Origin of the sequence: Streptomyces sp. BK022 (assembly GCF_004217355.1) — a bacterium.
In the GTDB taxonomy this organism is placed as follows: Bacteria; Actinomycetota; Actinomycetes; order Streptomycetales; family Streptomycetaceae; genus Streptomyces; species Streptomyces griseoluteus.
Map to the genome: position 1 here is coordinate 387,450 of NZ_SHKU01000008.1, position 12,881 is coordinate 400,330.

11 protein-coding genes are annotated in these 12,881 nt (G+C 73.5%); 4 read left to right on the forward strand and 7 right to left on the reverse strand.

The genetic code is table 11. From position 1 onward, the window contains the following. The first annotated feature begins 44 nt into the window (after positions 1-44). The 3 genes from EV284_RS30870 to fxsA all read left to right on the forward strand — a co-directional run bounded on the left by EV284_RS30870 (position 45) and on the right by fxsA (position 3,627). Positions 45-1,649: an amidohydrolase gene (locus EV284_RS30870; RefSeq protein ID WP_130339974.1), complete on the forward strand. Its 1,605-nt coding sequence runs from the start codon at positions 45-47 to the stop codon at positions 1,647-1,649. Between the two features lie 535 nt (positions 1,650-2,184). Then, positions 2,185-2,973 carry a polyprenol monophosphomannose synthase gene (locus tag EV284_RS30875; RefSeq protein ID WP_130339975.1) on the forward strand — a complete coding sequence of 263 codons (789 nt, stop codon included), beginning with the start codon at positions 2,185-2,187 and terminating at the stop codon, positions 2,971-2,973. A gap of 87 nt (positions 2,974-3,060) precedes the next feature. Beyond that, complete coding sequence (gene fxsA / locus EV284_RS30880; protein WP_130339976.1) at positions 3,061-3,627, forward strand: FxsA family membrane protein; 567 nt, start codon at positions 3,061-3,063, stop codon at positions 3,625-3,627. Positions 3,628-3,728: 101 nt separating this feature from the next. Here fxsA and EV284_RS30885 read toward each other — a convergent pair whose 3' ends face one another. The 4 genes from EV284_RS30885 to EV284_RS30900 form a co-directional block, all read right to left on the reverse strand. Next, positions 3,729-4,103 carry an RNA polymerase-binding protein RbpA gene (locus EV284_RS30885; RefSeq protein ID WP_003977404.1) on the reverse strand — a complete coding sequence of 125 codons (375 nt, stop codon included), beginning with the start codon at positions 4,101-4,103 and terminating at the stop codon, positions 3,729-3,731. 267 nt (positions 4,104-4,370) lie between these two features. After that, the gene (locus tag EV284_RS30890; RefSeq protein ID WP_130339977.1) at positions 4,371-5,717 is read right to left on the reverse strand and encodes an MFS transporter; all 1,347 of its coding nucleotides are present in this window, start codon (positions 5,715-5,717) and stop codon (positions 4,371-4,373) included. A 63-nt stretch (positions 5,718-5,780) separates the two neighbouring features. Further along, the gene (locus EV284_RS30895; RefSeq protein WP_130339978.1) at positions 5,781-6,548 is read right to left on the reverse strand and encodes a glycerophosphodiester phosphodiesterase; all 768 of its coding nucleotides are present in this window, start codon (positions 6,546-6,548) and stop codon (positions 5,781-5,783) included. After that, entirely contained in the window at positions 6,545-7,198 is a 654-nt protein-coding gene (locus EV284_RS30900) for a hypothetical protein (RefSeq protein ID WP_130339979.1), read from the reverse strand. Before EV284_RS30900 ends, EV284_RS30895 begins: the two co-directional genes overlap by 4 nt. Before the next feature lie 102 nt (positions 7,199-7,300). On the opposite strand from EV284_RS30900, the gene EV284_RS30905 reads away from it, so the two are divergent. Beyond that, on the forward strand, positions 7,301-8,806 hold the full coding sequence (locus tag EV284_RS30905) for a PLP-dependent aminotransferase family protein (RefSeq protein ID WP_130339980.1): 1,506 nt from the start codon (positions 7,301-7,303) through the stop codon (positions 8,804-8,806). 122 nt (positions 8,807-8,928) lie between these two features. Here the strand turns inward: EV284_RS30905 and EV284_RS30910 are convergent, their stop codons facing one another. From EV284_RS30910 to EV284_RS30920, 3 genes are all read right to left on the reverse strand, one after another. Next, the gene (locus EV284_RS30910) at positions 8,929-10,710 is read right to left on the reverse strand and encodes a hypothetical protein (protein WP_130339981.1); all 1,782 of its coding nucleotides are present in this window, start codon (positions 10,708-10,710) and stop codon (positions 8,929-8,931) included. Positions 10,711-10,923: 213 nt separating this feature from the next. Beyond that, entirely contained in the window at positions 10,924-12,531 is a 1,608-nt protein-coding gene (locus EV284_RS30915) for an ATP-binding protein (RefSeq protein ID WP_130339983.1), read from the reverse strand. An 89-nt stretch (positions 12,532-12,620) separates the two neighbouring features. Then, a complete protein-coding gene (locus tag EV284_RS30920) occupies positions 12,621-12,815 on the reverse strand; it encodes a hypothetical protein (RefSeq protein ID WP_030810431.1) in 195 nt (64 codons plus the stop codon). Positions 12,816-12,881 lie beyond the last annotated feature (66 nt).

Here is a 12,881-nt window from a genome sequence, read left to right on the forward strand (position 1 = left end):
CCCCGGTTCCGGGTGCCTCGCGGGTACGGGGGAGACTGGTGGGCATGAGTGAGCAGCCCGCCGGCCCCGAGACCGTCCTCCTGCGCCGGGGCGAGGTCCACAGTCCCGCCGACCCCTTCGCCACCGCGATGGTGGTGGAGCGCGGTCAGGTCGCCTGGGTGGGCTCGGAGGGCGCCGCCGACGCCTTCGCCGACGGGGTCGACGAGGTGATCGACCTCGACGGCGCCCTCGTCACCCCCGCCTTCACCGACGCCCATGTGCACACCACCGCCACCGGACTCGCGCTGACCGGCCTCGACCTCTCCGGCGCGCCCTCCCTGGAGGCGGCTCTCGCCCTGGTCCGGGAGTTCGCCGCCGCCCGCCCCGCCGACCGGGTCCTGCTGGGCCACGGCTGGGACGCCGCCCGCTGGCCCGGCGGTCGTCCGCCGGCGCGCGCGGAGCTGGACGCGGCCACCGGAGGCCGCCCGCTCTACCTCTCCCGCGCGGACGTCCACTCCGCCGTCGTCAGCACCGCCCTGCTGGACCTCGTCCCGGCCGCCGTGAGCCGCGCCGACGCCCCGCTCACCGCCGACGACCACCACGCCGTCCGCGAGGCCGCGCTCGGCGCGCTCGCCCCGGTCCAGCGCGCCGAGGCCCAGCGCGCCGCGCTCGCGCACGCGGCCTCCCTCGGCATCGGCTCGGTGCACGAGTGCGGCGGCCCGCAGATCTCCTCCGAGGACGACTTCACCGGCCTGCTCCGGCTCGCCGGGGAACTGCCCGGCCCCCGCGTCGTCGGCTACTGGGCCGAGCGGGACGTCGACAAGGCCCGCGAGCTGGGCGCGGCGGGCGCGGCCGGCGACCTCTTCGTGGACGGGGCGCTGGGCTCCCACACCGCCTGCCTGCACCAGCCGTACACCGACGCCCCGCACACCGGCACCGCCTACCTGGACGCCGACGCGGTCGCCGAGCATGTCGTGGCCTGTACCGAGGCCGGGCTGCAGGCCGGCTTCCACGCCATCGGCGACGCCGCCGTCACCGCCGTGGCCGAGGGTGTGCGCACCGCCGCCGAGAAGGTCGGCCTGGCCCGCGTACGGGCCGCCCGGCACCGGGTCGAGCACGCCGAGATGCTCACCCCCGACACCGTCGCCGCCTTCGCCGAGCTGGGCCTGATCGCCTCCGTCCAGCCCGCGTTCGACGCCGTCTGGGGCGGCGAGGACGGCATGTACGTCCGCCGCCTGGGCGCCGAGCGGGCCCGCACCCTCAACCCGTACGCGGCCCTGCTGCGCGCCGGGGTGCCGCTCGCCTTCGGCTCCGACAGCCCGGTCACCCCGCTCGACCCCTGGGGCACCGTCCGTGCCGCCGCCTTCCACCGCACGCCCGAGCACCGGGTGTCGGTGCGGGCCGCCTTCACCGCGCACACGCGCGGCGGCTGGCGCGCCATCGGCCGGGACGACGCGGGCGTCCTGGTGCCGGGCGCCCCCGCCGACTACGCGGTCTGGCACACCGGTGACCTGATCGTGCAGGCCCCCGACGACCGGGTGGCCCGCTGGTCCACCGACCCCCGCTCCGGCACCCCCGGCCTGCCCGACCTCACCCCCGGCACCGGACTCCCGGTCTGCCTGCGGACGGTGGTCGGGGGCCGGACGGTGTTCGTACGGCCGGGCGAGTGATCTCCCGGCCCGGCGGTGCGGCCGTACGGGTGGCACCGCTTCGTCGCCCGACCTGCGCATCCTCGCCTTTTTCCGGGCCCTGTCCGGCGTAGCCGCTGGCCAGGGGGCTGTTGACAGCCGACGGCAGGGGGCCGGTAGGTTCGGCCGAGTCCACCAACGGACGTTCGACCGGGGAGTGTTCACATACTCGTCGCGGCGCCACTGGGTCAGGACGGTGTGCCGTACCGGGGCGCCGTCGACGGCAGCCAGGCGCAGTGCTGGCGCCGACGAGGGAGCGCTCCGGCCGGTCGGCAAGGTGTGACCCGGATGGGGCCCGCGCGCTCAGTAGACAACGGCTCTCGGTCGATCCGCAGCCAGCGGGTCCCAGGTCGGCCCGAAGGGCGGCGCGGGCCCCCATCCGCCGAGCCAGACGCGACGGAAAGCGGGCTCCTGCCCCGCTCATCGGCTTCCGGCACCGCCCGAGCCCCGTGCCGCCGCGTCATCGCAGGCCGTGACCACTATGGTGGACGCCTGCGCACGACATGAAGGGGCAGCAGTGAACGACGGCGACGGGACCCTCTCGGCCAAGGCCGGAGGGCGGCAGTTCGGTCCGCTCGGCACGGCCTTGGTGATCATTCCGACCTACAACGAGGCGGAGAACATCAAGGCCATCGTGGGCCGGGTACGCAAGGCCGTCCCCGAGGCGCACGTCCTCGTGGCGGACGACAACAGCCCCGACGGCACCGGCAAGCTTGCCGACGAACTGGCCGCCACGGACGACCACGTCCAGGTGCTGCACCGCAAGGGCAAGGAGGGCCTGGGCGCCGCCTACCTCGCGGGCTTCCGCTGGGGCCTGGAGCACGGCTACGGCGTGCTGGTCGAGATGGACGCCGACGGCTCCCACCAGCCCGAGGAACTGCCCCGTCTGCTGACCGCCCTCAAGGGCGCCGACCTGGTCCTCGGCTCGCGCTGGGTGCCCGGCGGCCGGGTGGTGAACTGGCCCCGGTCGCGCGAGGTCATCTCCCGCGGCGGCAGCCTGTACTCCCGGATCGCCCTCGACCTGCCGCTCCGCGACATCACCGGCGGCTACCGCGCCTTCCGCGCGGAGACCCTCCAGGGGCTCGGTCTGGAGGAGGTCGCCTCGCAGGGCTACTGCTTCCAGGTCGACCTCGCCCGCCGCGCGGTGAAGGCCGGGTACCACGTGGTGGAGGTCCCGATCACCTTCGTGGAGCGCGAGTTCGGCGACTCCAAGATGAGCCGGGACATCCTGGTGGAGGCCCTGTGGCGGGTCACCGCCTGGGGCGTGGGCGACCGCGTCGGCAAGATCAAGGCCAAGGGCAGGTAGGAGCCGGTCCCGGCCGTACGGTCCCGGTCGGCGGGGATGAATCCACCCCTTATGCGGCACTGAGGCGGGCCCAGGCACACTGGGAGCATGACGACTGGCGCATCCACCCCTCCGCGGACCGGGCAGACCGGGCGGCCCAAGCGCTCGGCGCTGCGCAGGTACCTGCCGCTCGCCCTCGCCGCGTGGCTGGTGCTGGAGATCTGGCTGTTCACCCTGGTCGCGGACGCGGCCGGGGGCCTCGCGGTGTTCCTGATCCTGGCCGCGAGCTTCGTCGCGGGCGCGGTCGTGGTGAAACGGGCCGGCCGCCGCGCCTTCCGCAATCTGGACGAGGCCCTGCGGCGCGGTGCGGCCCCCTCCTCGGGCGGCGGCGGCAACGGCCTGCTGATGCTCGCCGGACTCCTGCTGATGCTCCCCGGCATGCTCTCCGACGCGGCCGGACTGCTCCTGCTGCTGCCCCCGGTGCAGAACCTGGTCCGCCGTCGCACCGAGCACGTGGTGAGCCGCAAGCTGCGCGGGGCCACGCCCGGTTCCCTCGGCGACGCCTTCCAGCAGGCCCGTATCCACCGCCCCGACGGCAAGGTGGTGCAGGGCGAGGTCGTCCGGGAGCGCCGCGACGACCCCTTCGGCGAACCCCGGCCGCCGCTGAACCGCTGAGCGGGCGGGTCCGGACAGCACAGAACCGCGGGCGCCGTACATCGTGATGATGTACGGCGCCCGCGGTTCTCTGTGCGCCAGGTCGGCGCAGCCCCTTGGGGCTACGCGGACTTGCGGCTGTCGCGCGGGTGTACCGCGATGTTCATCGCGCCCGACCGCAGGACCGCCAGACGCTCCTCGAGGACCTCTTCGAGTTCCTCGCGGGTGCGTCGTTCCATCAGCATGTCCCAATGGGTACGCGCGGGCTTGGCCTTCTTCTCCTCAGGGCCGTCGCCGTCGACCAGGAGTGCCTGGGCCCCGCAGACCTTGCACTCCCACTCCGGCGGAATCTCCGCCTCGACCGAGAAGGGCATCTCGAAACGATGCCCCTTCTCGCATGCGTACTCCACGGCCTGGCGCGGGGCCAGGTCGATGCCGCGGTCCGTCTCGTAGCTGGTCACCACGAGGCGCGTACCGCGAAGAGCTCGCTCACTCATGAATCGTGCCTCCCGGGCTTGTCGCCCACAGGACAGGTGTCGCTGTCGTCGTCATCCGGTCAACGTCCGGTCGGCGGTAAAGATTCCCGTTCCGAGTCCCGTTCCGGGTCGTGCGTCGCCGTCGTAGCCGCCCCTTGTTGTACCCACATGCGCCCGGTTTGTCACATCTCATCGCAGATATGACCCAGCGTTTCGCTTTCTTTGACGCGCAGTAACGGTACGCCTGGCAGGCCAAACGCGTACACTACCGCCCTTTCGTGTTGAACGCTAAATCCTCTCGGGGACCGGGTTCCCCGCCTCGCCGATCGCACGCCGGACCGGTACCCGCGCCAGCAGCACGAAGCCGATGACGAAGAAGGCCACCAGGGAGACGATCGCCGAGCGGTAGCTTCCGGTGAGCTGGTAGGTCACCCCGAACAGCAGCGGCCCGAGCCAGCTCATGCCCCGGTCGCTCATCTCGTACGCGGAGAAGTACTCCGCCTCCTTGCCCGGCGGGATCAGATGGGAGAACAGCGAGCGGGACAGGGCCTGGCTGCCGCCGAGCACCAGGCCGATCGCGGCCGCCAGCACGTAGAAGAACACCGGCGCCCCGGCGGGCAGGAAGTACCCGGCGGCCAGCGTGCACGTCCAGGCCACCAGGGAGCCGAGGATCGTGGGCTGGGCGCCGTAGGACCTCGCCAGCCGGCCCATCGCCAGGGCGCCCGCGACCGCGAGCACCTGCACCAGCAGGACCGCGCCGATGAGCGTGGACTGCTCCAGGCCGAGCTCCTCCGAGCCGTACACCGAGGCCTGGGTGATCACCGTCTGGATGCCGTCGTTGTAGACGAGGTAGGCCAGCAGGAAGGCGAGGGTGCGGGGGTGGCGGCGCATGTCCTTCACCGTGGCCGCCAGCTGACGCAGCCCGGTCGGGGCGGCGGCCGCCACGCGCGCGTGCCGGTCGCGCAGCCGGCGCAGCGGGATCAGCGCGAAGGCGCCCCACCACAGCCCGGCCGAGGCCAGGCATACCCGCACGGCCGCCGGCTCGGAGAGCCCGAAGGAGGCGTGGCCCAGGTACAGCACCAGGTTGACGACCAGCATCAGGGAGCCGGCCGCGTAGCCGAAGGCCCAGCCGCGCGAGGAGACCCGGTCGCGTTCGGCGGGCGGCGCGATCTGCGGCAGGTAGGAGTTGTAGAGCATCATCCCGACCGACTGCGCCGCGTTGGCCACCACCAGCAGAAGGCCGCCGAGCAGATACCGGTCGCCGTCCAGGAAGAACATGCCCGTGGTCGCGGCCGCCCCGGTGTACGCGGCCCCGGCCAGCAGCGGCTTCTTGCGGCCCGTGCGGTCGGCCAGGCTCCCCACGAGGGGCATCACCAGCACCGCGACGATCACGGACAGGGAGACCGTGTAGGCGAAGAACGAGCCCGCGCGCACCGGCAGCCCGAGCGGGTGCACATAGCCGTCGGCGTCGGCCGCGTGCCGGGCCACCGCGGTCAGGTACGGGCCGAGGAACACGGTGAGGACGCTCGTGGAGTAGACCGAGCACGCCCAGTCGTACCAGTACCAGCCGCGTTGCTCGCGCCGTGAACCCGCCATGTCGTCGGGCGCCCCCGCCCGCACGGTGTCGATACCCACCCCGCGCCCTCGCTTCCCCGCCGCAGTGCCGTGCCAAGGCGGGGGAGGCGTCGCGGGACCAGTTCAGACCCAGACGCCGCGGTCCTCCATGACCTCGCGCAACGTGTCGATGTGATCGGTCATGATGCCATCGACCCCCAGCTCCAGGAGCCGGTGCATCCGCCCGGGATCGTTGACCGTCCACACGTGCACCTGGAGCCCGCGCGCGTGCGCCGCCCGCACGAAGCGCCCGTCGGCCACCGGGACGCCCGACTGCGCCTGCGGCACCTGCGCCGCCACGGCCGAGCCGCGCACCGGGGCGGGCAGCCCCCAGGAGCGCAGCCGCAGCCCCAGCACGCCCAGGGTGCCGAGGGAAGTGGCCAGCCTGGGCCCCGCCAGCCGCTGCGCCCGGCGCACCCGCGCCTCGGAGAAGGAGCCCAGGCAGACGCGGTCCCAGGCATCCGTCCGCCCGACCAGTTCCAGGAAGGGCAGCAGGGCCGCCTCCGCCTTCACGTCCACGTTCCAGCGGACCTCGGGGAACGTCTCCAGCAGCTCCGCGAAGAGCGGCACGGGCTCCCGGCCGCCCACGCGGGCCTGCCGGACCTCCGCCCACGGCAGGTCGGCGAGGCGGCCGGTGCCGTCGGTCACCCGGTCCAGGGAGTCGTCGTGGAAGGCGACCAGCGTGCCGTCCGCGGTGAGGTGGACGTCGGTCTCGATGTAGCGGTAGCCCAGCGCGACCGCCCGGCGGAACTGCGCCACCGTGTTCTCCACCCCCTCCGCCGCTCCGCCCCGGTGGGCGAAGGCGATGGGGCCGGGGTGGTCCAGGTACGGGTGGCGTATCGGCTCGGTCACCGGCGCAGTATCGCGCGCTCCGGCTCGTGGGCGGCAACCACCCTGCTCGGTACGGGTGCCGGGCGCAGCGCGAAGACCCGCAGGAAGAACTGGGCGAGCGGGCCGATCGCCAGCGCGTACAGCACGGTGCCGACGCCGACCGTGCCGCCGAGGGCGAAGCCGGTCGCCACCACGGTGACCTCCACGCAGGTGCGGATCAGCCGGATCGAGCGGCCGGTGCGCCGGTGCAGGCCGGTCATCAGGCCGTCGCGCGGGCCGGGGCCGAAGTCCGCCGCGATGTAGAGGCCGGTCGCCGCGCCGTTGAGCACGACCCCCAGGACCAGCAGCGCGATCCGCGCGGCCAGGCCGTGCGCGCCGGGCAGCACGGACAAGGTGGCGTCCATCGCGAAGCCGATCACCAGCACGTTGGAGACGGTGCCCAGGCCGGGCCGCTGGCGCAACGGAATCCACAGCAGCAGCAGGGCCGCGCCGAGCAGGGTCAGCACCACGCCCATGCTGAGGCCCGTACGGGCGGCGAGCCCCTGGTGCAGCACGTTCCACGGCTCCAGGCCGAGGCCCGAGCGGACGAGCAGCGCCGAGCTCACCCCGTACAGCGCGAGACCGGCGTAGAGCTGGAACAGCCGACGGGCGAGACGGCCCGGAGTGGACATGGAATACCCCCTGGGGTGGAGACTGTGGCCTTGCCCGTGTCACTCTGTGGCGTGGGACGGAGAGCCATCCATGGCCAATCCGGGGAAGGTGGACTGATCTTCATGGCGCAGTGGACCTCGGCGGTGGGTGCCGCTCAGCTCGCCCGCCTCCTCAACTCCCAGCAGGAACGGCCCGGTGGCCCCGGCACGCGCCGTCCGCCCGCCTACCGCGCGCTGGCCGACGGCATCCGGCTGCTCGTCCTGGAGGGCCGCGTCCCCGTGGCCGCCCGGCTGCCCGCCGAGCGTGAGCTGGCCCTCGCCCTCTCCGTCAGCCGCACCACCGTCGCCGCCGCGTACGAGACGCTGCGCACCGAGGGATTCCTGGAGTCCCGGCGCGGCGCCGGCAGCTGGACGGCCGTCCCGGCGGGCAACCCGCTGCCCGCACGCGGCCTGGAGCCCCTGCCGCCCGAGGCCCTCGGCTCCATGATCGACCTGGGCTGCGCGGCCCTCCCGGCGCCCGAGCCCTGGCTCACCCGCGCCGTCTCCGGTGCCCTGGAGGCCCTCCCGCCCTACGCCCACACCCACGGTGACTACCCGGCCGGACTGCCCGCGCTGCGCGCCACGATCGCCGAGCGGTACACCGCCCGGGGAATCCCGACCATGCCCGAGCAGATCATGGTGACCACCGGCGCGATGGGCGCCATCGACGCCATCTGCCACCTCTTCGCGGGCCGGGGTGAGCGGATCGCCGTCGAGTCGCCGTCCTACGCCAACATCCTCCAGCTCATGCGGGAGGCGGGCGCACGGCTCGTTCCGGTCGCCATGGCCGAGGGGCTCGGCGGCTGGGACCTCGACCGCTGGCGCCAGGTGCTCCGCGAGGCCGCGCCCCGGCTCGCCTATGTCGTCGCCGACTTCCACAACCCGACCGGTGCGCTGGCCGACGAGGACCAGCGGCGCCGGCTCGTGGACGCGGCCCGCGCGGCCGGGACCGTGCTGGTCGCCGACGAGACGATGAGCGAGCTGTGGTTCGAGGAGGAGCTGGGCCGCGCCATGCCCCGCCCGATGTGTGGCTTCGACCCGGCCGGTTCGACCGTCATCACCGTCGGCTCGGCCAGCAAGGCGTTCTGGGCCGGGATGCGCATCGGCTGGGTCCGGGCCGCCCCGGACGTCATCCGCAGCCTGGTCGCCGCGCGCGCCTATGCCGACCTCGGCACCCCGGTCCTCGAACAGCTCGCCGTGCACTGGCTGTTCACCAGCGGCGGCTGGGAGCAGGCCGTGGCGCTCCGCCGCTCCCAGGCCCGCGACAACCGCGACGACCTGCTCGCCGCCCTCCGGCGCGAGCTGCCCGACTGGGAGTACGAGGTGCCGGCCGGCGGTCTCACCCTCTGGGTCCGCGCCGGCGGCCTCTCCGGCTCCCGCCTCGCCGAGGTGGGCGAGCGGGTCGGCGTCCGCGTCCCCTCCGGACCCCGCTTCGGCGTGGACGGCGCCTTCGAGGGGTATCTGCGGCTGCCCTTCACGGTGGGCGGCGCGGTGGCCGACGAGGCGGCGGCCCGCCTGGCCTCGGCCGCGCGGCTGGTGGAGTCGGGGGCCACCGGGGGCGGGGACGCGCCGGGGGCGTTCGTGGCGTGACGGGTTCCCGAAGATGCCTGCCGGATGGAGCCCGGCGAGGTGGGCAGCGGCAGGCTTCCCGTAGCGGGCAGCGATGCCCCGCCACTGCTCGGGGCGTTTGAAGCACCGCTCGCGTGAGCGGACTACTTGACGCCGACCCAGGTGTGCACGCCCGTCGAGTCGAGGTGGTGGGTATCGGGGGACTGGTAGGTGACGTACCAGGTACCGGTGCTGGTGTCCTTGGCGGTGAGGCTGTAGTGGCCGCGCGCGTCGGTGGTGGCCGTGGACATGAGGTGCCGGGTCTTGCTGCCGGACGGCTGGAACCACAGTCGCACGGGGGCGTGGCCGTAGGCATGCCATTCTCCCGCGGCAGACTGCTGGAGGCTCCCGGAGAAGGACAGCTTCTGATTGTGGCTCGCGTGCGTGGTGCTCGGTCTCCCGCCGGCGATCCGGGTGGGGGTTCGCCACAGGTGTACCGCGTTGCCGGTGACGGGCAGCCAGTCGCTGTTGCCGAGGAAGGAGACGCGCCAGTAGCCGTTGGCGTTGCCGCCCTGGCGGACGCCGCACAGGAATTCGTCCTTGCCGAGGCCCTGGCGTCCGACCGTGGTGGTAGCCGCGTTGCGCCAGCTCCTGCCGTCGGCGGAGTACTGCATCTGGACCGTGGTGCCAGGGGGCGGGGAGCCGGCCTGTCCCAGGGTGAGACGGCCGGCGATTCGGCCCTGGCCCGTGGCGTCCTGGGAGATGCTGAGACTGCTGAACTGGGCTCCGGGCTGGGGAATGTGGACGCGGACGCTTTCGACGGGGCTCTGCTGCAGGTAGTCCGTCGCCTCGCCACGGACCTGGTAGACGCCGGCCTGGGAGATCGGGATGGCGAAAGCTCCCCGGTCGTCGCTGAAGCCGGGCAACCACTCGGAACCGGTCTGCGGGCCTGACAGGTCGACAAATATGTGGGGAACGGGGAGCCAGGCGTCGCCGACCCTGCGCTCCACGACGCCGGTCACGGTGGCCGTGCCGGCGGCCGGAACATAGACGTCCGGTGGCGAGGTGAACCGGATCCGGGTGGGTTCGGGCGCCGGAAGGTCGGGATGGGAGAGGTACGCGTACGCACGGGTGTGGGTCCAGCTGTCCTCGCGGCCGGGGTCGTATTCGCCGACAGCCTGTATCGCACCGTCGGCGTCGAACGAGGTCGTGAAGGTGCCGTCGGCGGCCGTCGTCGCCTTCAGCGTAGGGCCGCCGGCGTTGCCGTAGACGGACACGGTGGCGCCTGCGAAGGGGCTGACCTGGCCGGTGCCCGGGTCGGTCAGGGTGAGGGACCCCTGGACGGTGACGGTCCGGTGGTCGAAGTCGAAGTTCGACGGGACGGTCTGCGTGTAGGAGCTGAAGTGAACGACCTGCTGGTACTCCACCGTCCCGCCTGCGGGCAGCGTGACGTCGTAGCCGTGGTCGTCGCGGACGTCCAGCGCAACCCGGTAGGCGCCGAAGGCCGGCAGCACGATCGGGGCCGCCGGCCGCCACACACCCGCCGCCACGTACTCGAAGTCCGTCACGGTGAGTACGGGTGCCGCGTCCGCGGGCGCGTGCAGCGGGTAGAAGCGGGCAGTGAGCGAGGTGACAGTTGCGCCGTTGCCGGACGACCGTGCGGAGACGGTGAAGTGGGCACGGTCATTGGTGTAGTCGAGGGGAGCGGCGGCTGCCCAGGGCAGACCCGGCACCGGTTTGGTGAGTGACACCGGCCCCTGGCCGTCCGGCGGAGCGGGGTCGGTGGCGATTGCGGCCGCTCCCGTGGCGTCAGCCGTCGACGTGTCGTCGGCCGTCACGGGCGCAGGGCTTGGCGCCGAGGTCTCGGCCAGGGCTTGGCCCGGCAGGGCCAGGCCCGCGAGGAAGCCGGCCGCGACCGACGTGGAGATGAACAGGCGTGGTCTCACGTGGAGGTCCCCCCGGACAGTGAGTTGCTGATCTGTCATGTGCAGATCGAGAGGGCACCCTATCGTTCGGTACTTCTCCGGCAGGCGGACCCGTCGGGTTCCGGGCTGGAACTCGCACGCGATCGCGCTGATCCAGACGAAACTGCCCAGTCGTACACGCGGAACGTGCCCGCTCCGACCCCTCGGAGCGGGCACGTCACGTACGTACGGAGGTCAGGCCCGGTCCGCCGGGACGGCGTCCGCCGGTTCGGCGGGGGAGACGACCTCTGTCGGGCGGGGCGGCTCCGAGGCCGCCGGCGTGGTGCGCCCGGGCAGCAGGGACAGTACGGCCTGGCGCTCCGGTTCCGGGGTCGCCTCGTCGTAGGGGTCCGGGGTGGCCGGCACCTGGAGGCGGTGGACCGGGCCGGAGCCGAGGCGGGCGTAGCCGCGGCCGGGCGGGGTGTGGTCCGGCGGGGTGGTGGGCGGCGGGGCGCCCAGGAAGGCGGCCACCTGCTGCGGGGAGGCCGGGCCGAGGACCACCCGGGCGCGGGTGTGCTGGCCGATCGCCTCGCTCAGGGTGTCCGCGCTGTCGAACTGCTCGGCCACCACCACCGTCACCCCGGCCGCCCGCCCGTGCCGCAGCGGGACCTGCAGCAGGGCCTGCGGGTCGGTCCGGTGCTCCGCCTCGGCGAGGTGGGTGAAGACGGTCGGCCGGTCCAGGAGGACCCACAGGGGACGCGTGGTGTCCTCCGGTGGCGGACCGCCCGCCTGCCGGGCCTGGTTGACCGCGAGGAGCCGCCGCTCGGTCTCCTGCGCGACCCATTCGAGACCGGCCACCGCCCCGGCCGGCGCGCACTCCACGGCGAGCACGCCCTCCCGGCCGATCAGGCAGGAGTACTCGCCGGTGCCGCCCCCGTCCACGATCATCACGTCACCGTGCCGCAGCGCCTGGAGGGCGATGGAGCGCACCAGCGTGGACGTGCCGCTGCCGGGCTGGCCCATGACCAGCAGATGCGGCTCCGGCGAGCGGCTGCCGGTGCGCCAGACCACCGGAGGCACGTCACACCGCTCCTCGCCGTAGGAGAGCGGAAGGGTGCGCTGCACCTCGTCGGGGTCGGTGAAGCCGAGCACCGTCTCGCCCGGCGCGGTGACGAAGTGCTGGGCGGTGATGCCGGTGGGCAGGGCGGCGAGGACGCTCAGCGTGAGCCGGTTGCCCTCCTCCTCCCAGGCGAAGCGGTACTCCCGGCCGCGGCCCGCCTTGGCGGTCAGCAGCCGTTCGACCCGCGCGCGGGACTCCGGGTCGCCGTCCGGGAAGTACGCCGGGTAGCGGATGACGATCTGCTCCAGCCGGCCGCCCTCGTCGAACTCGTGCTCGGTGAAGACCGCGTCCCACGCGCCGCCGTGCGCGTACAGCGGGGCCGGGTCGTCGGCGGTGGAGAAGCAGGGCACCAGCGCCTCGTAGAGCGACTGGAGCCGTTCGGCCCGGGCGGGGTCGGGGCCCTCGGGCGCGGCCGGGGCGTGGTCGCGCCCGTACCAGGCAGCCGCGACCATCAGGGACACGGCGGCCAGCAGCGGACCGTACGGCATGAGCGCGACCGCCATGACCACGGCGGCTGCCAGGAACAGCAGCGGGCCCCGCTTGTCCTTGGGGGTGGCCGCCACCTTGGCCCGGCCGGCCAGGGCCAGCCGGCGCAGGCCGCGCGAGATGGTGATCAGCGGGTGGAGGACGTCCGTGGCGCTGTCGGCCGCCGTCCGGGCCAGCTCCCGGCTCCGGGCGAGCTGGGTGCGGGCGAGCTGCGCGCTGTCCTTGCTCAGAATGCGGGGGAGTGGGCGCCGGGCCACTGCTGTCTCCTGGAGGTGGGTGCGGGCGTGGGGAGACTCCCCCTCGGACGGGACCCGCCGGTCCGCGTGGCCTCGGGGGAGGGGCTCGGTCAGAACTTGATGCCGCCGAGGAGGCTCGCCAGGCTCTCGCCGCCCGCCTTGATGCTGGGCGCGATGGCCGTGCTCGCCAGGTAGAAGCCGAACAGCGCCGAGACGACGGCGTGGGAGCCCTTGAGCCCGTCCTTGCGGAAGAACAGGAAGACGATGATGCCGAGCAGGACCACGCCGGACATGGAGAGGATCATTTGGGACCTCCTGGTGTCGAAGGGGGGACAGTCACCATGAGTACTTCCAGGATCACAGAATGTATC